The sequence below is a fragment of the Campylobacter sp. W0066.2 genome, from assembly GCF_024723515.1.
GTDB lineage: Bacteria > Campylobacterota > Campylobacteria > Campylobacterales > Campylobacteraceae > Campylobacter_D.
Genome location: NZ_JANQCV010000007.1, coordinates 25,727 through 52,325 on the forward strand (window position 1 = coordinate 25,727; position 26,599 = coordinate 52,325).

General features: G+C 29.2%; 24 protein-coding genes and 1 pseudogene. 16 read left to right on the forward strand and 9 right to left on the reverse strand.

Annotated features, from left to right (window positions below; genetic code table 11):
• Window positions 1-28 precede the first annotated feature (28 nt).
• Window positions 29-649, forward strand: a complete 621-nt coding sequence (gene nth, locus CAMP18498_RS04180) for an endonuclease III (RefSeq protein ID WP_337197722.1) — start codon at window positions 29-31, stop codon at window positions 647-649.
• Window positions 650-677: 28 nt separating this feature from the next.
• Here the strand turns inward: nth and gltS are convergent, their stop codons facing one another.
• The 4 genes from gltS to CAMP18498_RS04200 form a co-directional block, all read right to left on the reverse strand.
• Window positions 678-1,886 (reverse strand): sodium/glutamate symporter, encoded by a 1,209-nt coding sequence (gene gltS, locus CAMP18498_RS04185; RefSeq protein ID WP_337197723.1) that lies wholly within the window; start codon window positions 1,884-1,886, stop codon window positions 678-680.
• Between the two features lie 104 nt (window positions 1,887-1,990).
• Window positions 1,991-3,331, reverse strand: a complete 1,341-nt coding sequence (locus CAMP18498_RS04190; protein ID WP_337197724.1) for a TolC family protein — start codon at window positions 3,329-3,331, stop codon at window positions 1,991-1,993.
• A gap of 1 nt (window position 3,332) precedes the next feature.
• The gene (locus CAMP18498_RS04195; RefSeq protein ID WP_337197725.1) at window positions 3,333-5,264 is read right to left on the reverse strand and encodes an ABC transporter permease; all 1,932 of its coding nucleotides are present in this window, start codon (window positions 5,262-5,264) and stop codon (window positions 3,333-3,335) included.
• Window positions 5,261-6,394 (reverse strand): efflux RND transporter periplasmic adaptor subunit, encoded by a 1,134-nt coding sequence (locus tag CAMP18498_RS04200; protein WP_337197726.1) that lies wholly within the window; start codon window positions 6,392-6,394, stop codon window positions 5,261-5,263. The genes CAMP18498_RS04195 and CAMP18498_RS04200 overlap by 4 nt, the downstream gene beginning before the upstream one ends.
• A 133-nt stretch (window positions 6,395-6,527) precedes the next feature.
• On the opposite strand from CAMP18498_RS04200, the gene CAMP18498_RS04205 reads away from it, so the two are divergent.
• Both CAMP18498_RS04205 and CAMP18498_RS04210 read left to right on the forward strand, forming a co-directional pair.
• Window positions 6,528-7,136, forward strand: a complete 609-nt coding sequence (locus tag CAMP18498_RS04205) for an NAD(P)H-dependent oxidoreductase (RefSeq protein ID WP_337197727.1) — start codon at window positions 6,528-6,530, stop codon at window positions 7,134-7,136.
• Window positions 7,137-7,205: 69 nt separating this feature from the next.
• Window positions 7,206-10,718 carry an acyl-[ACP]--phospholipid O-acyltransferase gene (locus CAMP18498_RS04210; protein WP_442867714.1) on the forward strand — a complete coding sequence of 1,171 codons (3,513 nt, stop codon included), beginning with the start codon at window positions 7,206-7,208 and terminating at the stop codon, window positions 10,716-10,718.
• Window positions 10,719-10,747: 29 nt separating this feature from the next.
• On the opposite strand, the gene CAMP18498_RS04215 is transcribed toward CAMP18498_RS04210, so the two are convergent.
• Together CAMP18498_RS04215 and CAMP18498_RS04220 are read right to left on the reverse strand one after the other, a co-directional pair.
• Window positions 10,748-12,757, reverse strand: coding sequence for a CocE/NonD family hydrolase (locus CAMP18498_RS04215; RefSeq protein ID WP_337197729.1), 2,010 nt, complete (start codon window positions 12,755-12,757; stop codon window positions 10,748-10,750).
• Window positions 12,754-14,004, reverse strand: a complete 1,251-nt coding sequence (locus tag CAMP18498_RS04220) for an MFS transporter (protein WP_337197784.1) — start codon at window positions 14,002-14,004, stop codon at window positions 12,754-12,756. Before CAMP18498_RS04220 ends, CAMP18498_RS04215 begins: the two co-directional genes overlap by 4 nt.
• Before the next feature lie 253 nt (window positions 14,005-14,257).
• Between CAMP18498_RS04220 and CAMP18498_RS04225 the strand changes: the two genes are divergently transcribed.
• From CAMP18498_RS04225 to mnmH, 7 genes and pseudogenes are all read left to right on the forward strand, one after another.
• Window positions 14,258-15,202 carry an NAD(P)-binding domain-containing protein gene (locus tag CAMP18498_RS04225; protein WP_337197730.1) on the forward strand — a complete coding sequence of 315 codons (945 nt, stop codon included), beginning with the start codon at window positions 14,258-14,260 and terminating at the stop codon, window positions 15,200-15,202.
• Window positions 15,196-15,888 (forward strand): tRNA1(Val) (adenine(37)-N6)-methyltransferase, encoded by a 693-nt coding sequence (locus CAMP18498_RS04230; protein WP_337197731.1) that lies wholly within the window; start codon window positions 15,196-15,198, stop codon window positions 15,886-15,888. The genes CAMP18498_RS04225 and CAMP18498_RS04230 overlap by 7 nt, the downstream gene beginning before the upstream one ends.
• Entirely contained in the window at window positions 15,878-16,249 is a 372-nt protein-coding gene (locus CAMP18498_RS04235; protein WP_337197732.1) for a YkgJ family cysteine cluster protein, read from the forward strand. Before CAMP18498_RS04230 ends, CAMP18498_RS04235 begins: the two co-directional genes overlap by 11 nt.
• Entirely contained in the window at window positions 16,225-17,460 is a 1,236-nt protein-coding gene (locus CAMP18498_RS04240; RefSeq protein ID WP_337197733.1) for a tetratricopeptide repeat protein, read from the forward strand. The genes CAMP18498_RS04235 and CAMP18498_RS04240 overlap by 25 nt, the downstream gene beginning before the upstream one ends.
• Window positions 17,445-18,047 (forward strand): indole-3-glycerol-phosphate synthase TrpC, encoded by a 603-nt coding sequence (locus CAMP18498_RS04245; RefSeq protein WP_337197734.1) that lies wholly within the window; start codon window positions 17,445-17,447, stop codon window positions 18,045-18,047. Before CAMP18498_RS04240 ends, CAMP18498_RS04245 begins: the two co-directional genes overlap by 16 nt.
• Entirely contained in the window at window positions 18,047-18,535 is a 489-nt protein-coding gene (locus tag CAMP18498_RS04250) for an HIT family protein (RefSeq protein ID WP_257396669.1), read from the forward strand. The genes CAMP18498_RS04245 and CAMP18498_RS04250 overlap by 1 nt, the downstream gene beginning before the upstream one ends.
• Window positions 18,528-19,510, forward strand: a pseudogene (gene mnmH, locus CAMP18498_RS04255) (tRNA 2-selenouridine(34) synthase MnmH). Before CAMP18498_RS04250 ends, mnmH begins: the two are co-directional and overlap by 8 nt.
• On the opposite strand, the gene CAMP18498_RS04260 reads toward mnmH, so the two are convergent.
• From CAMP18498_RS04260 to CAMP18498_RS04270, 3 genes are read right to left on the reverse strand one after another with little or no spacing between them, the layout of a single operon-like run.
• The gene (locus CAMP18498_RS04260) at window positions 19,505-21,025 is read right to left on the reverse strand and encodes an inorganic phosphate transporter (RefSeq protein WP_337197735.1); all 1,521 of its coding nucleotides are present in this window, start codon (window positions 21,023-21,025) and stop codon (window positions 19,505-19,507) included. The pseudogene mnmH and the gene CAMP18498_RS04260 sit on opposite strands and share 6 nt — an antisense overlap.
• Before the next feature lie 46 nt (window positions 21,026-21,071).
• The gene (gene pdxA, locus CAMP18498_RS04265; protein WP_337197736.1) at window positions 21,072-22,172 is read right to left on the reverse strand and encodes a 4-hydroxythreonine-4-phosphate dehydrogenase; all 1,101 of its coding nucleotides are present in this window, start codon (window positions 22,170-22,172) and stop codon (window positions 21,072-21,074) included.
• Window positions 22,169-22,936, reverse strand: a complete 768-nt coding sequence (locus CAMP18498_RS04270) for a pyridoxine 5'-phosphate synthase (RefSeq protein ID WP_337197737.1) — start codon at window positions 22,934-22,936, stop codon at window positions 22,169-22,171. Before CAMP18498_RS04270 ends, pdxA begins: the two co-directional genes overlap by 4 nt.
• Before the next feature lie 55 nt (window positions 22,937-22,991).
• On the opposite strand from CAMP18498_RS04270, the gene CAMP18498_RS04275 reads away from it, so the two are divergent.
• From CAMP18498_RS04275 to CAMP18498_RS04295, 6 genes are all read left to right on the forward strand, one after another.
• Entirely contained in the window at window positions 22,992-23,951 is a 960-nt protein-coding gene (locus tag CAMP18498_RS04275) for a Ppx/GppA phosphatase family protein (RefSeq protein ID WP_337197738.1), read from the forward strand.
• Window positions 23,952-23,961: 10 nt separating this feature from the next.
• On the forward strand, window positions 23,962-24,405 hold the full coding sequence (locus tag CAMP18498_RS04280) for a GatB/YqeY domain-containing protein (protein WP_337197739.1): 444 nt from the start codon (window positions 23,962-23,964) through the stop codon (window positions 24,403-24,405).
• On the forward strand, window positions 24,402-25,070 hold the full coding sequence (locus CAMP18498_RS04285) for a DNA/RNA non-specific endonuclease (RefSeq protein WP_337197740.1): 669 nt from the start codon (window positions 24,402-24,404) through the stop codon (window positions 25,068-25,070). The genes CAMP18498_RS04280 and CAMP18498_RS04285 overlap by 4 nt, the downstream gene beginning before the upstream one ends.
• On the forward strand, window positions 25,070-25,867 hold the full coding sequence (locus tag CAMP18498_RS04290; RefSeq protein WP_337197741.1) for an FkbM family methyltransferase: 798 nt from the start codon (window positions 25,070-25,072) through the stop codon (window positions 25,865-25,867). Before CAMP18498_RS04285 ends, CAMP18498_RS04290 begins: the two co-directional genes overlap by 1 nt.
• A 318-nt stretch (window positions 25,868-26,185) precedes the next feature.
• Window positions 26,186-26,314: a methyltransferase domain-containing protein gene (locus CAMP18498_RS08000; protein ID WP_442867717.1), complete on the forward strand. Its 129-nt coding sequence runs from the start codon at window positions 26,186-26,188 to the stop codon at window positions 26,312-26,314.
• On the forward strand, window positions 26,274-26,525 hold the full coding sequence (locus CAMP18498_RS04295) for a class I SAM-dependent methyltransferase (protein ID WP_337197742.1): 252 nt from the start codon (window positions 26,274-26,276) through the stop codon (window positions 26,523-26,525). The genes CAMP18498_RS08000 and CAMP18498_RS04295 overlap by 41 nt, the downstream gene beginning before the upstream one ends.
• The last annotated feature ends 74 nt before the right edge of the window (window positions 26,526-26,599 follow it).

The following is a 26,599-nucleotide window of genomic DNA, read 5'->3' on the forward strand; positions in this document are numbered from 1 at the left end:
TTAAAGCTGATTAACATACAATAAGTTTATGAAAAGAAATTTAGAAATTAAAAAATTATTTTTAGAGCATTTTGGAGAGGCAAAAACAGAATTAGTTTTTAGTAATGCTTATGAACTTATAGTTTGTGTTATGCTTTCAGCTCAATGTACTGATAAAAGGGTCAATCTCATCACGCCAGCTTTATTTGAAGCTTATCCTAGTGTGCAAGATTTAGCTAAGGCAAATTTATCATCTTTAAAGCTTTTGATTAATTCTTGCTCATTTTATAATAACAAAGCGCAAAATTTAATCAAAATGGCTCAAGCAGTTTGTGAGCAATTTAATGGTGAAATCCCTATGAATGAGCAAGATTTAAAAACTCTAGCAGGAGTAGGACAAAAAACTGCACATGTAGTGATGATAGAATGGTGTGGGGCTAATTGTATGGCTGTAGATACTCATGTATTTAGAGTTTCACACAGACTTAATCTTAGCAAAGCTAAAACTCCTAAAGAAACTGAAAAAGACTTAACTAAAATTTTTAAAGATAATCTAAACTATCTTCATCAAGCCATGGTACTTTTTGGGCGTTATACATGTAAAGCCAAAAATCCTTTATGTAAAGAGTGTTTTTTAAATCATTTATGTAAGAGCAAAGATAAAAATTAATCTAGCACTAAATTAGCGCTAGATAATTTTAATGAAAGAATGGTAGATACAAGAAAGCATTAATCACTAAAGCATTTACTATATCTATGAAAAATGCACCTACTAAAGGCACAATAATAAATGCCATATGGCTCATACCATAATGATTTGTTACAGTTTGCATGTTTACCATAGCTGTTGGAGTAGCGCCCAAACCAAAACCACAATGACCTGCTGCTAAAACTGCTGCATCATAGTCTTTTCCACATACTCTAAAGGTTACAAATATAGCAAAAGCAGCCATCATAGCAACTTGTACTACTAAAATTACTAGCATCGGTAGTGCAAGGGTTACTAGATCCCAAAGATTAATAGTCATTAGTGCTAAAGCTAAGAATAAAGACAAGCTTACATTACCTAAAACTGATACTTCTCTATCAAACACATGATGAATTTTTGTAGCTGATAAAACATTTCTTAAAACAACACCTACAAAAAGACAATACACAAAAGTTGGCAAAGTAAAACCTGTATTTGTTTTAATATAAGTAGATAAAGCATTACCTATTAATAAACATAAAGCAATCAATGCTAAAGACTCTATAAAAGAAGATGGGGTGATTAATCTTTCTTTTTCTGGAGATTGGAAATTTAAAATCGCATCTTTATCATCATTTTGTTTTGGAACTACTAATTTGTGCTTATTAACCAAATATCTCGCAACAGGACCACCTATGATACCACCTGAAATAAGCCCAAAAGTCGCACAAGCAATAGCAACAGTAGTTGCACTAGAATACAAATAAGGTTCTTTAACAAATTCAGCCGCCCAAGCTGCACCTGTACCATGACCACCACTCATTGTAACAGAACCTGCTATAAGCCCCATTAGTGGATTTTGCCCCATAGCGCTTGCCACACCTATACCAACTATATTTTGCGCAAAAAGCAAACCGACAACTACTACTAAAAAAATTGCTAACTTTTTACCACCTTTTTTAAGCGAAGCAAAATCAGCCAACAATCCAATACTTGAAAAGAATGCAAGCATTAACGGATCTTTCATAGATTCATCAAATTTAATATCTAATGAAAAAGAACTATGCAAGATTAAAAGAATAATTGCAGCTATTCCACCACCAACAACTGGTTCAGGGATATTATAATCACGAAGAAATTTTACCCTTTTGATGACAAAAACGCCTAAAAGTAATACTATAACCATAGTAACTAGCGTTGCATAAAAATCAAATTTCATATCTCTCCTTTGTTTGTTTTATTTATCAATTGTAATCTAAATGACTTTAAAACAACACAAATAAATACTACTCTTTACTTAAAACATTACAAAATGAAACATTTTTACTCTGAAATTAACACTATATTATGATATAAATTAATATTTTTAAGCAAAGATAGTTTTACTCTACTAAGCTCTTGAAGTGAATTAATAAGCAAAGCATCTGCATCAAGATAATCTTTTAGCTCATTACGCCCTGATTCATATTTTTCAAAATATAATTGTGTAATTTTTGCTTGGTTAGCATTAATATCTTTTACTAAATTTAACAAATCATTATAGTATTTATCATTTTCATAACAAAGCTTAAACTCATGAATAGCTCTTTGCAATGTATCCTTATACTCATATAAGCGTGCTTGGTATGCAAATTCAGAAATTTTTACATTTTGTCTTACTCTATAAAAGTCCAAAAATGGTAAATCAATAACAACATTTCCACCCAAGATTAAAAATTTAAAACTCTCATCAAAATTTTTATCACTCCCATCTAAATTTCCTAATATTTTTATACTAGGTAAAATACTTTTTTGCATACTTGCATAATCTTTATAAGAAGCCATAAGTTGATTTAGTTTTGCTTGAACTTGTGGTCTATAAGCAAGCATTTTTAACTCTATATCAAAATTAATTTTTTGCAATGAAAAATCTTCAAGAGTATAATTTAGCATTTTATTAATCAAAAACTCATCATCTTTACCTAGTAAATCTTTTATATTTTTTAGCGTTAAGTTTTTGTTTTGCAAATTTGTAATGATGCTTTGTTTAGTGTTTAATAAAGACTTTTTGATATTTAAAAGATCAATATACTCAACCTTGCCATAATCAAATTTAGTAGTATAAATTTCTAGCATTTGCTCAAGATTTTTTAAATAATTGTTTAGCAAGCGATCCACATCATTAAAATAAATCAATTCAAAAATACTATTAATTGCTAAATTAATCGTATCAAGTTCTAAAGAGCGTAACTCATATTCGCTTGCTTTTGCTAAAAATTCTGAACTAGCAACTTGATCTGAGATTTTACCATATATATCAAGCTCATAATTTAACATAATGCCATTTGAAAAGCTATGTATTTCTGTACCATTGTTTAAATTTTTTCTTATATTTGCACCTAAATTTCCACTCAAAGTAGGATAAAGATCTAAATTTAAAAGCTTATATCTAGCTAAAGTACTTAAAAAATTAACTCTTGCTACATTTAGATCTTTGTTATTGTCAATAATAGCTTTTAAGATATTATTTAAATCTTGATTATTATATTTTTCCCACCAAGTCTTACTTGCGTTAAAATCTTCAAAATATTCTTTTTTTATTTGATCTTGGGATACTTGTTCTAATTTTACTCCTACGCAAGCATTTAAAAAAAAGGCTATAAAAAACAATAAAAATATTCTCATCTCATTCCTTTGATAAAGCAATAATAGGATTTAAATTTGCTGCATTTTTTGCTGGAAAAAATCCAAAAACCACTCCGATTAAAACCGAACTTAAAAGCCCTAAAAATACTGAATTTAACGAAAGCATCATTGTAAAACCAAAATTTAAAGAATTAAATACTTCAATGATAATAAAAGAAAGCATTACTCCAAAAATGGCCCCTAAAGAACAAATCAACACAGCCTCGATTAAAAACTGCATTAAAATATCTTCTTTTCTAGCCCCAATAGCCATTCTAACTCCAATTTCCCTTGTACGCTCACTTACTGAAACAAGCATGATATTCATCACACCAATACCACCTACTATTAAAGATACTACCGCAATAGAAGAAATAAGTAAAGTCAAAGTAGCAGTATTTTCTTCAATAGCATTTTTAATCGCGTCAGAATTTATAGTGAAAAAATCTTTTTTTCCGCGTTTAATCTCTAAAATTTTTACCATAGCCTCTTCAGCTAAAGCAGGATTTACCTCATCTTTTACCTTAGTTACTATAGCTCTTATTTGTTTATCCCCTGTGATTTTATTCATCAAAGTAGAATAAGGAGTGTAAATTTTAATGGTATTTTCATCAGCTCTAAAGCCTTTATTATCTCTTTCTTTTTTTAAAACACCAACTATGGTTAAAGGCTGCTTGTTAAAAATCACACTTTTACCTAAAACATCTTTAGCGCTGATATTATCAAATAAAATTCTCAAAGCATTTTCATCTATAATGCAAATATTAGTATTATCTTTTATATCTTCATTATTAATAAACCTACCATCTACCATCACAAAACCTCTAAGTCTTAGATGATTTGGCCCTACTCCATAAATTCTAGCTTGCAAAGAATTATTCTTATAAGTTACCACCCCTATTTTACCCACATCTGCTTCTACTGCTTCTAAATAAGGCAAAGAACTTAAGGTTTTTAAATCACTTAAATTTAGCCTTGTTCTACCTGATCGAATATCTCCCAAGCCACGCCCTGAAACAACTTCTATGGTATTAGTCCCAATAGAGCTAATAGAAGCAAGTATGTTTTGTTGGGCTCCAAGTCCTAAAGCAACCACGCAAACTACTGAAGCTATACCTATGATAATACCAAGCATAGTAAGCAAAGAACGTAGCTTGTGTGCTACAATGGAAGCTATGGACATTTTTAAACTTTCAAAAAGCTGATTTTTAAGCAAATTAAAGCTTTTTTTCTCTTTTGGCATTAACTTAGCTTTTATTTCGTCTGCTTTTTTTGCACCATTATCGCTTATAATCTTACCATCTTTAATTTCGATAACTCTTTTTGCTCTAGCAGCTATTTCTCTATCATGGGTGACTAAAACTACAGTGTGTCCTTGCTCATTTAGTTTATTTAAAATTTCTAAAACTATCTTACCGCTTTTAGAATCAAGCGCACCCGTTGGCTCATCTGCTAAGATAAGCTCACCACCATTCATCAAAGCTCTTGCTATGGAAACTCTTTGCTGTTGTCCACCACTTAGCTCATTTGGCTTTGATAGTTCTTTATGATCAAGCTCTAAAAAAGAAAGTAATTCTTTAGCCTTTTGTGATCTTTCATGTTTGTTTTTGCCTGCATAAACAGCAGGTAAAGCGACATTATCTTTAGCATTTAAAAGATTAAGTAAATTATATCTTTGAAAAATAAAACCTATTTTTTCGCGTCTAATTCTTGCTTTTTCATCTTTACTTAAATTAGTTACTTCATATGCATCTAAAAAATATTTTCCACTACTTGGCTCATCAAGTGTGCCTATAATATTTAAAAGAGAGGTTTTACCACTTCCTGATTGTCCTATAATGGCTACAAATTCTCCCTTTTGAATATAAAGATTAATATTTTCTAAAATAGTTGTATTATTAATCTTTTTTTGTATATTTTCTAAGCGTATCATTTTTTATTTTTACCTATGATAACTAAATCACCCTCATTAATACCATCTAAAATTTGAGTATTTAAACTATCTTTGATACCTAATTTAACAGGTGTTTTTACACTTATATTATTTGCTTTTAAAATTTCTACATAATAACCACTTGCATCACTTTTTATAGCCAAAGTTGGTATGACTAAGGTATTATTTTCTGTTTTAATAGCAATTTCATTTTCTGTGCTCATACCTATGCGTAAAAAATTATTATCATTTTTTACAAAAACCCTTGCATAATAATACACAGCACTAGTACTAGTACTTGAGTTTGAGCTTAAATTTGTATTGCTTGTTGCATCGCTTATAGTAGTATTTGCTGGATCTATACTTGAAATAGTTGCTTCGTATTTTTTATCAGGTTCGTTTAAAATGCTAAATTTAACCTTTTTTCCAACACTAATTTTATTAATATCAGCTTCAGCTATTTGCATACGAATTTCCATTTCACTTAAATCAGCCAAACGCACTATACTTGGTGTATTTTGGTTTGCATTTACAGTTTGTCCTTCTTCAACTGCTACATTAATAATCTCACCCTTACTAGGCGCAGTTATAGTAGTATAAGCTAAATCTTTTTGAGCATTTTTTAAAGAAATTTCAAGTTGAGTAGTTTGAGCTTTTAAATCAGCCACATTTGCTCTTAGAGCATAAAAAGTATTTTTAAGATTTTCAAGATTTTCTAAAGAGGTAGCCTTTTTGGCATAAAGCTTTTGCTCTCTTTGGTATTGTTTAGTAGCTATATCAAGAGCGATTTTTTTACTTTCTAAATTTGCCTTCGCACTTTCAAGCTGAGCTTTGGTAATATCTAAATCATTTTGTTGCTTATCTTTATCAATTTGTGCGATTAAATCACCCTCGTTAACATGATCACCTAATTTTACATAAAGTTTAGTAATTTGCCCACTAACTTGCGCACCAACATCAACTTGGGTTTTTGCATAAACTTCGCCTATTGCTTCTATACTTTGAGTAATATCTTGTTTTTTAACTTCATAAGTTAGATAATTATATTCTTCCTTATTTGCAAAAAAGAAAAAATACACCCCTATAATGAGTATAATCAAAAATATGCTTAAATAAATTATTTTTTTCATTTTAATCCTTTAAAAATCATATAATAAAACATTTGTATGAAGTAAAAATAAAATTGTAACAATAAAATATAATTTTAACAATTTTAAAGCTTATAAGATATAAGATAAATTAAACTAAAAATAAGGAAGTTATATGCGAGATTATTTAAATTTAATGCAAAATCGCTCTTCTATTAGAGCATATACTCAAGAAAAAATTTCTAGAGAGAACTTAGAATATATCTTAGAATGTGCTAGATTATCTCCTAGTTCTTTGGGGCTTGAACCTTGGAAATTCTTGGTTCTTCAAAAAGATGAACATAAAAAAGAAATTGCTAAAATAGCTAATAATCAAAGCCATGTAGCAAATTGCGCTGCTATCGTTGTTGTAATTTCAAGGGCTGATTTTAAAGATTATTTTGAAGAAAAATTAAAAAATAGAGGTTTAAGTCAAGAAGAGTTAAACAAACGCTTACAAACTTATAAGCCATTTTTAGACGCAATGAATTTAGAACAAAGTTTTATTTATGCCAAAGAACAAAGTTATCTTGCTATTGCAAATATTATCAATGCTGCTTATAGTTTAAATTTGGGCTCATGTATTATCGGTGGATTTGATAAAGATAAAATCAATCAATATTTAAATTTAGACACCACTAAAAAAAGAGTATCCATGCTCATTACTTTAGGACATACCCAAGAAAATACTAGCGTAGAAAAAGTTCGTTTTGCATTTAATGAAGTAGTAGAATTTAAAGATTAATCAAATATCAAAACTCCATTTAAATTTTATATAATAGAATAATATTTTTAAAATAAAATGGAGTTTTTAATGCAAGGAAATTTCTTAAAGATTTTTGGCGTATTGCCATTTTTAGCAGTGGCTTTTATTAATGCTTTTGTGGATTTAGGACACAAAATCATTATACAAAATACCATTTATAAATTTTATGAAGATAGCACCCAACTTTTTTTAACCGCTATTATCAATGCTTTAATGCTTTTACCTTTTATCCTTATGCTTTCGCCTTCTGGATTCTTAGCAGATAAATTTCCTAAAAATAAAATCATGAAAGTATCTGTATTATTTTCAGTAATATTAACTTGTATTATTTGTTTGTGTTATTATCTTGGAGCATTTTGGCTTGCATTTATAATGACTTTTATCATGGGAGTACAATCTGCCTTATACTCTCCTGCAAAATATGGTTTTATAAAAGAATTAGTAGGAAAAGAGCTTTTAGCTATGGGAAATGGAGCTGTCAATGCAGTAAGTATTGTGGCTATTTTAGCCGGTATGGCAGTATTTTCTCTAAGCTTTGAAATGCTTTTTGAGCCAAATTTTAACACTCCTTCAGATATTTTAACGCAAATTGCGCCTTTGGGTTTTGTATTAATAGCTTTTGCTGTATTAGAACTTTTTTTAGCTTATAAACTTCCTAGCTTAAAAGAAGAAGATAAAAATTTAAGTTTTGATAAAAAACAATATTTCCAAGGAAAGCTTTTAGCCTCTAATTTAAAAACAATATTTTCTCATAAAATCATTTGGCTTTGTATTGTAGGAATTTCACTTTTTTGGGCCATATCACAACTTTATTTAGTAAGTTTTCCTGTATATGCAAAAAACGATCTTTTCATAGAAAACACCTTTTATATACAATGCTCTTTAGCTTTTTCTGGCATAGGAGTGATTATAGGATCGCTTATTAGTGGTAAGTTTTCTAAAAATTACATCGAATTAGGCCTTATACCACTAGGCGCTTTAGGAATTTTTCTAATGAGCATTTTAATGCCATTTTTAGAAGACTTACTAAGCTATAGTGTAGTGTTTTTTATTTTTGGTTTAAGTGGTGCATTTTTTATCATACCTTTAAATTCTCTCATACAATTTCATGCAAAAGAAAATGAACTAGGAAAAGTCTTAGCAGGAAATAATTTCATACAAAATATTTTTATGTTAGGTTTTTTAGCGCTAGCTACTTTTGCTGCATATGCTGAATTTGAAGTGATAAATTTATTTTATTTTATCATCGCTGTGGCATTTTTTGGAAGCATTTATGTGCTAAGTAAATTGCCTTTTTCTTTAGTACGTTTATTAATGAGTATAGCGTTTTTTCAACGCTATCGTTTATTAGTAGAAGGTTTTGAGAATATTCCTGAAAAAGGTGGAGCATTATTGCTTGGTAATCATATATCTTTTATAGATTGGGCTATTGTACAAATGGCTATACCAAGAAAAATTTATTTTATTATGGAAAAAAGCATTTATTCTAAGTGGTATATTAAAATTTTTCTTGATAAATTTGGAGTTATTCCTGTCTCAAGCGCTTCTAGCAAATCAAGCTTAGAGCTTATTGCTATGCATATTAAAAACGGAAATTTGGTTTGTCTTTTCCCAGAAGGAGTACTTTCACGCCATGGACAACTTAATGAATTTAAAGGCGGGTTTGAGTTAGTTTGCTCAAAATTAGAAGAACAAGATGGAGTGATTTTGCCTTTTTATATTAGAGGACTTTGGGGAAGTGCTTTTTCAAGAAGTGATGAAGAATTTTCAGCAAGAAATCGTAAAATAAGCAAAAGAAAAATCGCTATTGCTTTTGGAAAAAGCTTACCAATACACACTAAAAAAGAAGTGGTTAAAGCAAAAGTTTTTGAACTTTCGTTTATTGCTTGGAAATCTCAATGTGAAAGTATGCATACTATAGCTAGAGCTTGGATAGATAGTGCTAAAAGAAATTTAAGTCAAATAGCTATTGTTGATCCTTTAATAGGTGGTATTACCTATAGAAAAATGCTTGCTTTAAGTTTAGTTTTTAGCTCTTTTATAAAAAATAAATCGCATGAGTTAAATATACAACCTACCCAAGGAAGCTATGCTCCAAAAGAAGAATGCGTGGGAATTTTGCTCCCTGCTTCCATGGCTAGCTCTCTTTGTAATCTAGCTGTATTACTTGCCAATAAAATCGTGGTAAATTTAAACTTCACAGCAGGTGTAAAAGCGATTAATCAAGCCATTCAAAGTTCTCAAATTCAACAAATTTATACTTCTAGAAAATTTATGGAAAAATTAGAAAATAAAGGTATAAAACTAAAATTTGAAGAGCATGTTAGAATTATTTTTATGGAAGATGTTATCACAAGCTTTAAAAGACAAAAACTCAAAATCTTTTCTATGCTTGCTTTAGTAAGTATTTTACCTACTTGTTTAATAAAAGCATTATTTACACCTAATAAACAAAACCTTGCCATAGCTGCTATATTATTTAGTAGTGGTAGCGAGGGAACACCTAAAGGAGTAATGCTAAATAATCGTAATATTTTAAGCAATATAGCTCAAATTTCAGATGTATTATGTGCAAAAAATGAAGATGTTGTCTTATCTTCTTTACCACCTTTTCATGCTTTTGGATTAACTGTAACTACTTTTATGCCTTTATTAGAAGGGATTAAAAGCATAACACATGCTGATCCAACTGATGCGCTAGGTGTAGCAAAAGCTATAGTAAAAAATAATGTTAGCATTATGTGTGCTACTTCAACTTTTCTAGGTATTTATGCAAGAAATAAAAAACTTGATGCAATCATGTTTGAAAGCTTAAGAATTATCGTCTCAGGTGCTGAAAAACTCAAAAGCGAAGTAAGAACTGCCTTTGAAATGAAATTTAAAAAACCTATTTTTGAAGGCTATGGAGCTACTGAAACCACTCCGGTCGCAAGTGTGAATTTACCGAATAAATTTGATCCTGATTATTGGATTTTACACCGTGCAAATAAAGAAGGTAGTGTAGGTATGCCTTTACCAGGAAGTGCTATACGCATAGTAGATCCATCTACTTATGAAAGTTTAAATCATGGAGAAGATGGATTAATACTCATTGGTGGCCATCAGGTTATGGTGGGTTATTTAAACAATAAAGAAAAAACCGATGAAGTTATCAAAGAAATCGATGGTATACGCTGGTATAATACCGGTGATAAAGGCCATGTAGATGAGGATGGCTTTTTATATATAGTAGATCGTTATTCTCGTTTTGCAAAAATTGGTGGCGAGATGATATCTTTAGGAGCTTTAGAAGAAGAAATTGCTAAATTTATCAATACAGATGTAGTAAAATTTTGCGCAGTTGCACTAAATGATGATAAAAAAGGTGAAGTGGTATGCTTATTAGTAGAATGTCAAGAGCAAGATTTTGATGGAATTTGTGAAGCAATCAAAAACTCTACTATGCCTACTATTTTTAAACCAAGTAAATATTTTAAAGTAGAACAAATTCCACTTTTAGGCTCTGGTAAAGTAGATTTAAAAGGCGCTAAAGATTTAGCTAAAATCTTGCAAGAAAATTAACTCCCAAAGTAATTTTACTTTGGGAAATTTTATAAACTATTTCTTTTAGTTTTATAATCATATTTTTTATCAAAAACAAGCTTATCATTTTCTTTGACTGCTATTTTTCCTTTAATATAAAAATACTCCAAATCACTAGTTTGTGTTAAGATTATATCCGCCTCCATCATACAACCATCACGTCCTATTTGCATTGTTTGAGTAATAGTATATTCTGCGCTTAATGGGTTTTCATTTTGAAGTTTTAATTCTCTTTTTAAATTGTGCTTTACTAAAACATCAACCTCATCAAATCTATAAACACCTTCTCCAAAAACTCCACCAACACCATCTGTAATACAAGTCCAAGTATCATTTAAAATATCATAAGAAATGCTTCTGTCTACCTTACCTTCTTCTAAAAGTGTTATTGGAGTTAAAGGAGCACTTTGTGCTTGCATATTGATTTTATCGCTATCTTGACCACTAAAACATGGTAAATTAAATTCACACTCATTTAAATCTAAAGTTAATGTTGAAATTTTTGGCATAGGCCAAAACATAGGCCAAAAAGAATTTGCTAATGATAATCTTATCTTAGAACCCTTAGCAAATCTATATCCACAAGCATCAAGTTTAATTTGCTTTTGGATAAATTCATCTTTTTTTAAAGGTATAAATTGCCCTTTATCATCACTTAATGCAAGATTGATTACTCCATAACTTACTCTTTTTACAAAACCATCAGCTCTAACTTCACTAAGCTGAGCAAAGAGCATAGCTTTTTCTTGATCACTTGCAATTTTTACATTTAAAACCGGAAAACCCAAAATATCTAAATCCTGTTCTAAAAAATCACTTTCAAAAACAACCGCCATCCCATCATCTAGCCTTTGGTCACTAGGACTTTCTCCTAAAACACCAGTCCCCATCCACTCTCCGGATAAAAGCCCATGATTCAATGGAGTGTTGATTTTGATAAATTCACTTGATTTTTTGCATGTTAGTTTATGCGGATTTAAATAGTATTTTTTATAGCTAATATCATTTTTAAAATCATTTAAAGCAACAAAACGACCTTCTACTTTCTCTGTTTTTGAATTTGGTTTAGAACTATTTTCAATATATGCTTGTATCATAGGAACTTCAAGCACATCATTTTCTTCATTTTTAAGCCATTTGTCCCACCATTTAAGTGCTTCTTGTAAAAAGCCCATTGCAGGTAAAGGAGATCCATCATGAGGATAAACATGAGCCCAAGGACCAACGATAGCTTTTTTTGGAACTTTCAAAGCATTCATTAGAGTAAAAACAGAATTAGTATAAGAATCAGCCCACCCATCTAATGCAAAAACAGGAACTTGTATATCATCATAATTTTCTCCAACAGATCCGTGCTTCCAATAGTCATCTTTTAAAGTATGCTCAAGCCACAATGTAGGCCATAAAGGCATATTTTCAAGCCTATTGAGCCATTTATTTCTACCATTTGGATCAATTTTTGGATCAACAAAACGTGATTGATATGCAAGCATGATACTACCCCACCAAAAATTATCATTAAGTAAACATCCACCTTTATAATGAATATCTTCATTAAATCTATCATCAGTAAAACCTACTACTATAATAGCTTTTAAATTTTTAGGTTTTCTTGCTGCAACTTGTAAAGAATTAAATCCACCCCAAGATTTACCCATCATACCAATATTTCCATTGCACCATTCTTGCTTTGCTATCCACTCAATAACTTCTAATGCATCATCTTGTTCTTGTTTTAAATATTCATCTTCTAATAAACCATCAGATTCCCCACTTCCTCTAATATCAACTCTAACAACCGCATAGCCATTACCGCTAAAATATCCATGCATAGGCTCATCTCTACCTCTTGTTCCATCATTTTTTCTATAAGGAATATATTCTAATATAGCAGGAACTTTTTCTTTTACCTGAGGAAGCCAAATTCGTGATGAAAGCTTGGTGCCATCTTTTAAAACTATCCATTCATTTTCTATCACTTTAACCTTGTTTTTAAAATCAAGAATAATTTCTTTCATTTCATCTCCTTTTTATTGTATTTTTTAATCCAAATCAAACAAAACATTACACCCAAAATAGCCATAGCTATCATAATAGTAAAATATATATGAAAACCTTTTACACCTGGATATCTATCTAATAAATCTCCAGCAAGCAAAGGTGCAAAAACCTCAGGTAAATATCCAAAAGTAGATACAATACCTATGGCCATACCTGCTAAATGAATAGGAATTTTTCCCTCGCTAAGTAAAGAATAATAAATTCCAAAATTAGAATACATAGCTACATAAATTACCACACAAGAAGAAGTTAAAACGCTCATTTGCAAAAATCCATTTAATTTTGAACTAAGCATTAAAAAAATAACACCAATTCCCATTAAAATAAAGCCTATCATCATTATTTTAGCCTTTCCATATCCATCTGCTATAAACCCACCTACCACAGAAGAAACAGGACGAATGTATTGAGCTAATACTGTTAAAATAGCTGCAAAAACAGCAGAAGCTCCTATCACATTACTTGCATAAGGAGTAAAATAATAAAAGCTCATATTAAAAAAATAGGTACAAAAAGTAATAGCAACCACAAGCCAAAGAGCAGAATTTTTCAAAAGAAAAACTAAATCTTTGATTTTAATCTTCTCGCTTTGTTCATTAACCTCATCTTTTAAAAGAAAAAATAATAAAACAGCACTTACAATAGGAGCTATAGAATAAAAAATAATAACCATTTCTATACCTTGTGTGGCTAAAGCTTTTGTTTGAAAATATCCAAAAATACTTGTAGCTATAGCCAAATGTGCAGCACCAACAACACCTCTACCACCTTCAAAAATTCCATAAGCTTTTGCTTGCTCTTTAGAATTTGCCAAGCTTCTTACTATTTTCATCAAAGAAGGCCAAAAAGTTAATAATGAAGTAATCCCCCAAATTCCATAAATAATCAAAAGTGCATTTAAAGAAGTAAAATATAAATGCAACAAACCACCAAGCCCTGTAGCAATTAAAGAAAAAATCAATAATTTTTTTGGCGCAAAACGATCTGCTAAATATCCTCCTAAGGCATAAGAAAACAAACCAAGCAATCCATAAGCACTGCCCAAAAGCCCCATTTCAAAATTATTTAAATGATAAAGACTCATATAATCATCATAATAATATTTTCTAAAATAAGGCAAACCATAAATAATAGATCCACAAAAAGATAACAGTAAAAGTGTAAAAAAGTTATTTTTTAAACTTTGCTTTTCATTTTGATACATCAAACAACCTCCTTTTTTTATACTATATATGATTTTTTTATTTTTTTATTCAAAAATAAATATTTTTAGACAAAAAATAAAAATTGATATATTTTTTTTACACATTTAAGATATTTTTTATAAAAAATTATTAATCAAATAAAATATAATTGTGATAAAAATTCTATGAAATATAAAAATTATTCATAATTTTTATATTTCATTATCATTTTTTTGATACATTTACACATTAAAAATATTAAAAAGGGAAATAATGAAAATTTTTGATATGGTAGTTATTGGCGCTGGTCCTGCAGGTATTGCAGCAGGAGTAGAAGCTAAAATAAAAAATAAAGAAGTTATTGTTTTAGAAAAAGCTGATGCGATTTGTCAAACCTTAGTAAAATTTTACAAAGAAGGCAAAAGAGTAGATAAAGCTTATAAAGGTTGTGATAGCACAAATCACGGACATATAAATTTTGAAGATGGAACAAGAGAAAGCACAATAGAAACTTTCCAAAATGCCATTAAAGAGCATAATCTTGAAGTAAAGCTTTCTAGTGAAGTTGAAAGTGTTAAAAAAGATGGAGAAAATTTCATCGTTAGCACTGCAAATGAAAATTATATTTGCAAAAATGCAGTTATTGCTATAGGTAGAATGGGTAAGCCAAACAAGCCGAGCTATATTTTACCTATAACTTTAACAAAAATCATCAATTTTAATGCAAATTCAGCAAGCCAAGGTGAAAAAATCTTAGTTGTAGGTGGTGGAAATTCAGCAGCAGAATATGCTATAGATTTAGCTAAAAATAATGATGTGACACTTTGCTATAGAAGAGAAACTTTCTCAAGATTAAACGATATTAATCTAGAAGATATTCAAAAAGCTTTTGATCAAGGCAGTGTAAAAGCAAAACTTGGCATAGATATAACTAGTATTGAAGATGAAGGCGGTAAAGCTAAAGTAAATTTCACTAATGACACAAATGAAATTTATGATCGTATTATTTATGCTATTGGGGGTTCAACTCCACTTGATTTCTTACAAAAATGCTCTATAGAAGTTGATGAAAAAGGCGTGCCAAGCTTTGATGAAAATAAAGAAAGCAATGTAAAAGGATTATTCGTAGCAGGCGATATAGCGAGTAAAAACGGAGCTTCTATTGTAGTAGGTTTAAATGATTCATTTAAAATCTGCGATCATCTTTATAAATGCTAAAACTCTTTCAATATTCAAAAGGCTATCGCTATAATAACGATAGTCTTTTACTTTTTGACTTTTTATCTAAATATAATTTAAAAGGAAATATCCTTGATATAGGATGTGGATGTGGAATTTTAGGACTTTTGATAAAGCAAAAATTTCCAAATTCAAAAGTTTACCTACTAGATATCCAAGAGCAAAATATCAAACTAAGTTATAAAAATGCCAAAGAAAATAAACTTGAAATTCAAGGCATTTGCGAAGACTTTTTAAACTATAAAAGTGATATAAAATTTGATTTTTTGATCTCTAATCCTCCATTTTATAAAAAAAATACACAAAAAAGCCAGGATTTGCATTTATGTATATCAAGATATCAAGAATTTATGCCACTTGAGAAGATGTTTGCTAAAATAAATATTTTAATCAAGCCAAATGGTAGTTTTTTTATGTGCTATGAGGCAAGTTTTTTAGATGAAATTTGTGCTTATTTAAAACAATTTAAACTAAAACTAGTTTCACTTCAATGTGTTCATACTAATGCACAAACTAACGCAAGACTTGTTTTAATGCATATTAAAAAAAATAGCAAAAGTCCTTGCGCTATAATGCCTACACTTTTTATGTATAAAAATGATGTTTTAAATCCAAAAATTAGTGAAATTTATGAAAATACAGGAACTATAAGCTATGATGTGTGAAAAAGGTTTTGATTATTCTTTTGATGAAAGTGCTTGTGAAAAATGTGGCGGAAAGTGTTGCACTGGAGAAAGTGGGTATATCTATGCTAGCAAAGAAGAACTAGAAGCTATTGCTAGTTTTTTAAAATTAAGCTTTGAAGTCTTTAAAGAACAATACCTCATCAAAGTTGGATTTAAATATAGCCTTAAAGAAGCAAAGTATGAAAATGGCTATCGTTGTATTTTTTTTGATACAATGTATAAAAAATGTTTAATTTATAAGCATAGACCAAAACAATGTAGAACTTTTCCATTTTGGGAGTATTTTAAAACACACAAAGAGGAGTTAAAAAAAGAATGTATAGGGGTTTGCTTTCGCTAATTATAGTTTTTATCCTAACAAGCCTTGCTTTAGCTAAAGGTGAAGATAAAATCCTACAAGCACTTATTTATGAAGAGCATGGGCAATTTCAAAAAGCATGTGATATTTATACAAATTTATTTCATGAAAATAATGAAAGTATTTATTTACAAAAGGCTTTACTTTTGGCTTTAAGTGCTAATTTAAAACAAAAAGATGAGCTTTTAAAAGCTTCTAAAGACTTTTTAGAACACACAGCTATTGCAAGATTAAATGCTTTATATTTTTTTGAAATAGGAGATTATAAACAAGCTGAAGCTATACTTTATAAACTCATTAAAGAAGAACAAGATTATAGAAATTATGAAATATTAGGCGATATTTTTGCCAAAAAAGCTTTATACACTAAAGCTTTAGAGCAATACAATCTTGCTTATAAGCTTTTTGAACATGAAAATTTATTACTTAAAATAGTTGAAATTAATATCAAAAATAAAAATATCAACCAAGCCAAAAAGGCCTTAGAAGAATTTGTAAAAAACTCACAATGCACCTTTAAAACATGCACCCTACTTTTAAAAATTTATCAAGAACAAAAAAATCATAAAGCAAGTATTCAAACCCTTGGAAAGCTATATAAATTCAACAATGACATTAAATACATCTACGCTATGATAGAATTACTAGTACAAGAAAAAAATTATACTCAGGCTCTAAATTTAACCCAAAAATATAACATAGATCCTGATACCAAAATTTTCTTATACACACAAACAAAAGATTATAAAAAGGCCTATGAAATAGCTTTAAAACATTATGAACTTAGCAAAGATAAAAAATATCTTTCTATGGCAGGTGTTTTAGAATTTGAAATTCATATGGATCCAAAAAGTAAAAAAGTCACAGACCCAAAAATTCTAGCCTCTATCATGAAAAAATTTGAACAAAGCGTAGATGTACGCAGTGATGCTTTATATCAAAACTACTATGGCTATGCTTTAATTGAATATGATATTGATATAGCCAAAGGTATGGAGCTAGTAGGCTGGGCGCTTGAACAAGAATCACAAAATCTTTACTATCTTGACTCTTTAGCTTGGGGGTATTATAAACTTAAAGATTGCAAAAAGGCTTATGAAATTTTGCAAAAAACACTGCATGATAAAGAATTTTCAAGCTCAGATGAAAGTAAAGAGCATTTAAAGGTCATCGAAAAATGTTTAAAACAATAGATTTAAAAAATCATTTTTCAAAAACACAAAAAATTCTTGAAAGTAAAAAAGAAATTTTTCCTTATGATATGTTAGGTAGAAGTCTAGCTTCTAATGCCTTTTATCCTAAAGATATTTACACACTTTTACTTGAAGGAAAACTTTCACATTTTTTATATTCTAAAGATTTAAATTTTAATCATGAAAATTTCGATGCCATCATCTTACCAACAAGCCCTTTGCTTAATCAAGACATACAAAATTTAAGTCTTTTTAGACGCTATCATGAAAAACCTATTGTGCAATTTGATTTTATTTTTGATGAATATCAAATTTTAGAAAGCTTAGTATATGGGGCTGATGCGTTTATTGTATTTCCTAAAATGCTAAAAACCATGCAACTAAAAAAACTTTATAATTTTGCAGTACATCTTAGCTTAGAGGCCATTTTTTACCTTGAAAGCAAAACTGATCTTAATAATGCTATTTTAGCAGGAGCGAGAATTTTTTTATTAGAAGATGAAAAGCTATTACCTTTGATACCAAAAAATAAAGCTCTTATAAGTAAAAATATTAAAAATCTACATGCTTGCATAAAGGAGAGTTGATGGAATATTTATACGCACCTTGGAGGGATGTTTATTTTAACAATAAAGATAAAAATTTTTGCCCTTTTTGTCATTGCAAGCATGAACTTAATGAAGATGAAAAACTTGGGGTAATTTTTAGAGCTAAAGAATGTTTTGGCATTATGAATAAGTATCCTTATAGTCCGGGTCATTTTATGATTATCCCTTATGAGCATTTAGAAAATATAGAAGATTTAAGTGATGATACATGGCTAGAAATTAGCCATTTTGTGCGTATTGGAGTTAAAATTTTAAAAGAAAACTTTCACGCTAAGGGTGTTAATATAGGTATGAATTTAGGCAGCGCAGCAGGAGCTGGCATAGCACCACATTGTCATTATCATTTAATCCCAAGATGGCAAGGGGATACAAATTTTATCACTACCATAGGACAAACTAGAGTTTGCGGGAGCGATTTGGAAAAAGTTTATACCACCTTATGTAAAGCTTTTAAAGACTATGTATAAAGAAGTTGATTTTGAAAATTTTTTAAAATTTAATTTTGATCTTTTAATTGATGCAAGAAGTCCTAAAGAATACAAACTTGCTCATATAAAATCTGCACAAAATTACTACGCACTCAATGATAATGAATTTGAAGAAATAGGCACACTTTATAAGAAAAACTAAGGCTTAGCTAAAGCAAAAGGCGCAAGTTGTATTTGTAAAAATATGAGTGAGCATATTAATAAAATTTATCAAAATTATAAAATAGGCTCTTTGGTGGGAATTTATTGTGCAAGGGGGTGGTAAAAGATCAAAAGCTATTGCTTTAATCTTAGCTAAACTTGGTTATAGGGTTGTAAGATTAGAAGGTGGATATAAAGCTTATAGAAGCTATATGAGTGAGTTTTTTACCAAAGATTTAAATATTGAGTTTTTATGTCTTTGCGGTAATACAGCAAGTGGCAAAAGTGATTTAATCCAAACTTTAGATAATGCTTTAGATTTAGAAAAACTAGCCAACCACCAAGGATCAAGTTTTGGTAAAATTTATGGAGAACAACCAAGCCAAAAAGCTTTTGAGGATGGATTGTTTTATTTTTTAAAAGATTATACTTATAAAACTTGTTTTATAGAAGCTGAAAGCAGACAAATTGGAAATTTAACTATCCCGCTAAATTTATACAATAGTATGCAAAAAGCTAAGAAAATTTGGTGTGAATGCGACACGAATTTACGTGTTCAAAGAGTTTAAAAACTACACTCCAATGGATAAAAAAGTGTTTTATCAATGTGTTGAGAAAATCTCACCCTATATCAGTAAAGATTTCAAGATAAAACTTTGTAAAAATTATGAAGAAAACAATATAGAACTTTGTGTAAAAATGCTTTTTGAATATTATGATAAAGTATATAAAAAACCTTCAAAAATTGATTATTTTATCAATAGCTCTAATTTAGATAAAGCTAAAAAATATCTTATGAGTTTAAACTCATAAGATTGTATTTACAAAGATAATAAAAATAATACTTGAAAGAATTCCAGCAACTGGTAAAGTAATCACCCATGCTAAACCAATAGGTTTCATCATAGCCCATTTAGCATCTTTATTAAATACCCCTATACCTAAAATAGCACCGATTAAAATATGGGTTGAGCTAACTGGAATTCCAAGTTGGGTAGCTAAAAGTATAACAATACTTGCACCAAGTTCAGCACTAAAGCCTGTTGTTGGTTTAATTTCAGCAAGTTTTGAACCCACAGTTTGAATAACTTCTTTACCTAAAAACCAAAGCCCAATAACTAAAGCTATACCAAACATAAGCATTACAGCAAAAGGCACTGGTGAGCTTGGATTAATGGTATTATTTTTAAGCACATCTAAAATAGCAGCAAATGGCCCAAGAGCATTAGCTATATCATTAGCTCCATGTGAAAAAGCAAAACTTGAAGCAGTAAAAATTTGAAACCACGAAAAAATCTTTTCTATGGTTTTATTAACCTGAGTTTTTTTCATTAATCTCACAACTGCTAAAGTAACAATATAAGCAAAAATAAAAATAATCGAAACTATCCATAAATTTTGCATTACATCTAAAGTAGAAACATTATTTAAGCCCTTAAATAAAAACATAGAAGTAATAGTCAATGCACCTACACCTGCTATTAAAGGAACGTGAAATTTCATTCTTGAGAAAACATCTATGTTTTTTTCTTTTTCTTTTAACTCTTTGATTTTTAACTTATATTCACTTCTTTTTTCATCATCATCTAAAACAATAGCGCTAAGTTCTTTGATTTGTTCTTCTTGGCTTTTGTTTTTTAAATTTTCAAAATATTCTTCTTTAAATGCTTTTTTTTCTTTTTTGATTTCTTTTACTACAAGAGTTATTTCTTCTGATGGCTTTAGGATTTTTTTATAAATATAAGCATAAATCAAATACGCCACAAGCCCACCAAGTAAAGGCGAAATAACCCAACTCATAGCTATTTTATAAATACCATTCCAATTTACCATAGATAATGCTTGATCTTGATCAAAAAATACAAAGCCCATAGCAATACTTGAACCTACAATACCTCCTATAATACTATGAGTAGTAGAAACTGGAAGTCCTTTTTTAGTAGCTACAAAAAGCCAAATTCCTGAACTTAATAAAGCTGAGAGCATTACACATACAAACACCATAGGATTAATCCCATCAGGTAAAACTACTATACCACTTCTTATAGTATTTGTTACTTCCCCTCCTGCAAACACAGCCCCACTTAATTCAAATACCGCTGCAATAATTAAAGCTTGTTTTATAGTAACAGTTTTAGCACCCACGCTAGTGCCAAATGAATTTGCTACATCATTACCACCGACATTAAAGGCCATGAAAATACCAAATACACTAGCAAGGATAAATAATATCATGGAATTATTAGGAATATAATTATACCCCCAAACAAAAAAGCATAAAACACTCACAATAAAAATAAAAAATGCAATAGCATTATCTTTACTCAAGCATTCTCCTTAAGAATTTATTTTAATGAATTAATTTTAGTAACTTTTACTTAGTTTTTTCTTTGATTTTTAAAAATTGCAAAGCAGATTTTACTGCTTGCATATAACTTTGTAAATTAATTTTTTCATTTTTATAAGCCCTATCATAAGCTGTACCATGATCAACGCTAGTGCGAATTATAGGTAAATTTAAACTCACATTAATACTTTTTTCAAAATACAAAGCCTTTAAAGGTGCTAAGCCTACATCATGGTACATACTCACTAAATACTTACATTTACTTAATGCAAAAGGAGTAAAAGCACTATCAGCCACCAAAGGCTCACTTAAATAAATATTTTCCTTATAAGAAAGTTCTTTTTCTTTTTGACTTAAAAAATCTTCATTTTCTAAAATTTGTAAATTTAACGCGTGATCTTTTAAAAATACATTTGCCATTCTTATAGCTTTTTTTATTTCCTGCTCTTCTTCTCCGCCTATTACGCCATTATCGCTTGCATGAGGGTTAAAACTCAAAACACCAATTTTTTCAAATAAAGTGCATTGATAAAAATTAATTAAAAATTGTGCAAGTTTAAAAGCCTTAATCTTTTTATAAACATCTCTTAAAGCCATATGCTCAGTATACAAAGCCACAAAAAGCTCATCACACCCTAACATCATAATAGCATCTTGTCTGAAAAAATCTCTTAGTGCCTCAGTATGACCTTTATAACTCACTCCCCCCATTTGCCAAGTTTTTTTATTAATCGGTAAAGTTACCAAAGCATCTAAAAACAAATGTGTGCAATAACTAGCTCCTTCGAAACTTAAAAAAGAATAAACCCCACTTTTAGCGTCTAAATTTGCAGGATTTAACTCAAAATCAAAATCAATAATTTTACTAGCTTGATATGAAAACTCATAAATTAAAAAATTTTCTTTTTCTTCTTTAAAGACAAAATGTGGTTTTGAAGCATTAGAAATTTCAACTAAATTGGTTTTAGATTTAGGATTTATTTTCAAAAGTTTATTTGCTTTTTGAAATAATTCATAATGCACAAAATAATAAGGATCGCAAATTTTTACTAGCTCATCATGACAAGATAATAAAATTTGCATACCTATGCCATTTAAATCCCCTATACTAATAGCAATTTTTTTCATCTTTTAATCAAAGCTTTCATTTGCAATATAGCTTTTTCTAAGCCTACAAAAACCGATCTTGCTACTATACTTTGTCCTATATTTAACTCTTCTATTTCTAAAATATCTACAATATTTTTTACATTTTTATAATTAAGCCCATGTCCAGCAGCTACTCTTAAATTTAAATTATTAGCCAAACTTGCACTTTGTCTTAATCTTTGGAGTTCATTTTCTAAAAGCTTTTTGAGTTCATTTTTACTTAAAATTAATTCAGGCAATGCATAAGAAGTTTGATTGATATTAGTATATAGTGCATTATAAATATTAGCATACAAGCCTGTATGAAGCTCTATAAAATCAGCATTTAAAGAAGATGATTTTTTAATATCTTCTAAATTTGGATCAATAAATAAAGAAACTTCAATTTGCTCTTGCTTTAAAGCATTAATAGCTTCTTGTAGTTTTTCATTATCTAAATTTAAACCGCCTTCTGTTGTGAGTTCTTGTCTTTTTTCAGGTACTAAAGTAACGCGCGAGGGTTTGTATTTTAAAGCATATTCTATCATATCAATAGAGCATTCTAAATTCACTACACACTTGCAATATTTTAAGATATTTTCTAAATCAAACTCATTAGCATGGCGACGATCTTCTCTTACATGGATAGTGATTTGATCAGCTAAATTTGCACTCAAAAACGCAGCTTCAAGTAAATCAGGATCATTTACTTTTCTAGCTTCTCTTAAAACTGCTATATGATCGATATTAACCCCTAAAAGCATAAGTTTTCCTTATAAGTTTTTTGCTATTATACTTTAAATTTTTTAAGGAGAGCTAGTGCTAGGTATTGATATGGGTTCAAATACATTAAGAGCTGTTTTGATGAATGAGAATTTTAATAAATTAAAAAGCGAAGAATTTATCATAGGGGCAGCTAAAAATATGCAAAATGATATCATTAGCGATGAAGCCATAGAAAGAATTTTTAACGCTTTAAAAATCTTAAAAGAAAAAAAATATGATTTAAGTCAAGCCAAAGCAGTCGCCACAGCTGCTTTTAGAAAAGCAAAAAATACTGAGTTTATTTTTGAAAAAATTCAAAAAGAATTTAAACTTGATATAAAATTAATCGATGCAAAAACCGAAGCAAAACTAAGCATTTTAGGTATGCAAGAGCGTCTTAAATCTCTTAAGCTTTTTAGAAAAGACCTAAACTATTGTGATTTAGGCGGTGCTTCTTGTGAAATTTCAAATGAAAAGTTTAACAAAAGTTATGATTTTGGAATCATTAGTTTTTATGAAAGAATGCATTTTAAAGCCATAAAACCAAGTGCTTATGTAAGATTTTTTAAAAAATACCCGCAAAATCTTGCACGTATTAAAGATGAAAAATTAAAAATTCATCTAAGCCCCTACCCTACACATTTAAAACAACTTGCCCTAAAAGCTTTTAATCTTAGTAAAGATATAAAATTAAAAGGAAATTTTTTCATACTAAATTCAGGAGTACCCACCACACTTTGTGCTTATAAACAAAACATAAAATACAAAGATTACCTAGAAGAAAGTGTAAATGGTAAAATACTCAAACGCAAAGATTTTTTTGATTTTGCATTAAAAATTTGGAATTTAGAACAAGAAAAAGCTAAAATTTATCTTGGAGAAAATAGAAAAAAATACCTCATAGCAGGTTCAATGATACTTTTTGCTTTATTTAATAAGCAAAAGCTCATTGTGATTGATGATGGTGTTAGAGAAGGTGTGTGCATAGCACATTTTAAAAATATCAAATTTTAAAGGAGAAAAAATGAGTTTAAAAGATCAAATTTTAGAAGATATCAAAGAAGCTATGCGTAATAAAGATGATTTTAAAAGAAACACTTTAAGAACGCTTAATGCTAGCTTTAAACAAATAGAAGTTGATGAGAGAATTACGCTTAGTGATGAAAGAATATACAAAATCATTGCGAGTGAGATTAAAAAACGAAATGAAGCAGCTTTGGCTTTTTCTAAAGGCTCTAGAGAAGATTTAGCACAAAAAGAACTCCAAGAAGTAGCTATTTTAAGTACTTATTTACCAAAACAACTTAGTGATGAGGAATTAGAAAGTGAGCTAAAAAAACTTATAGATAAATTACAAATTAGCTCTTTAAAAGAACAAGGTATTTTGATGAAAGAAGCTAAAGCAGCTTTTGGCGCAAGCGTTGATGGTAAAAGACTTAATGAAATGGCAAGAAAGCTTTTAGCATGAAAAAAGTTTTAACACTTTGCGCCTTAGCTTTAAGCTCTTTTGCTAATACTCAATATGAATTGCATCCTAGCTTTAAAGCTTATTTTAAAGACTGCTCTTTATTGATGGATAAATATTATTATATTAATTGTTATGATTATAATTATAAAGGCACTAAAGCTATTGCTTATAAACTAGAAGCTAAAATTTTAAATCAAGGACACATCAAAAAACGCCCAAAATTTAAAGATGATACCAATATTCCTAAAAAGCACAGAACTTATTGGGAAGATTATCTAAGAAGTGGTTATACAAGAGGGCATGTCGTGCCAAATCAATCCATGAATGCGACCCCACAAGCCCAACTTAGCACTTTTTTAATGAGCAATATCACTCCGCAAAAAAAAGATATTAATGCAGAAATTTGGAATGAAATCGAACAAAGAGAAAGATATTTAGCAAAGAAAAACAAAGAACTAGAAGTCTTAAATTTAGTGCTTTATGATGATAAGCCAAAACGCATTAAAAACAATATAGCCATTCCTAGTTTTTATGTCAAAATTCTTAAGGCTAAAAATTTCAGTGAATGTTATAAAGTGCCAAATAATGATAATTTTGCAAGATTTGATAGAAATTATTTTAAGGAAGATTGTAAAAAATATATAAAAAACGAGGAGAATAGATAATGAATAGACCCTTACCTTTCATTTTAGCTTCAACTGATATTGGAACTATAATCTTAAATCATCTAGATCAAAATAGTACACAATATGGCTCTTATGGAGTTGGTTATCAATTTTTACATACATCTAATTTTGATAAAGAAGAAATTGATTTTGGAATTGAGCTTTTTAAACTAAAAAAACAATATACCAATGCGCCTTTAATTATATTAGATTGTGGTGCTAATATAGGAGCTCATACTATAAAATGGGCAAAAGAATTAACTGGCTGGGGTGAAATTATAGCTTTTGAAGCCCAAGAAAGAATTTATTATGCTTTAGCAGGTAATATCGCTATCAATAACTGCTTTAATGCAAAAGCTATTCATAGTGCTGTTGGTAACCCTACCCCCCCCCATAATTTTATACAAATTCCCTGCATTGATTACACAAAAAACGCATCTTTTGGTAGCTTAGAAATACAGAAAAAAGTATCTAATGAATTTATAGGACAAACTATTGACTATAATAAAACTCAAAAAATTTCTTATATCTCAATAGATTCCCTAAAATTAGAAAAAATTGATTTTATTAAAATTGATGTTGAAGGTATGGAGATTAATGTTTTAAATGGGGCTATAAAATCAATAAAAAAATTCCATCCTATTCTACAAATTGAATTTATAAAATCCGATAAGGCAAAGTTGATCAATTTCTTGCAAAATTTATCTTATGTGTACTTTTATCATGGAATTAATATCATAGCTATACATAATAATGATCCTATTTTACAACATATAACTTTTAAGGATCAAAAATGAATACAAATTTATTATCTCCATCTATACCTTATAAAAACAACCAAAGACTTTATATTCTTTATGTGAATGTTGTGATAAAAAGCTATTCTTTGGGATGTTTGTGACTTTGGTAAATCAGCATTTGAACATTTAAATTCTATCTATGGATATGCAATATATTACTATAAGTGTCAAAATTGTGGTTTTATATTTACAAATGATATAAATAATTTTACAGAAAAAGACTTTTTATATTTTATTTACAATAAAGATTATATTAAATTTGATCCAGATTTTAAAGAAAAACGTCCTCAAGCTAATTCTGAACTAATTTTAAATATATGCAAAAACAAAACATTGAAGTATCTTGACTATGGCTGTGGAAATGGACTGATGTTAAAAATTTTAAATTCCAAAGGTTATAATTTTGAAGGATACGATCCTTTTTCAGAATATTTTAAAAACTAGACCATCTAAAAAATACCAAATTATTACCTGCTTTGAAGTTATGGAGTATACAACCAATACATTAAAATTACATAAAGAAATATTTTCATTGTTAGAGGAAAATGGAATTATAATTTTTTCTACACTACTGCAACCAAATAATATCGAAGAATTAAAAACAAATTGGTGGTACATTGCGCCAAGAAATGGACATTTTTCATTTTATGCATAAAATAGTCTTATAAATTTATATAAAAAAATCAATAAAAACTACACATTGTTATCATTAAGTAGTGGACTTCACAT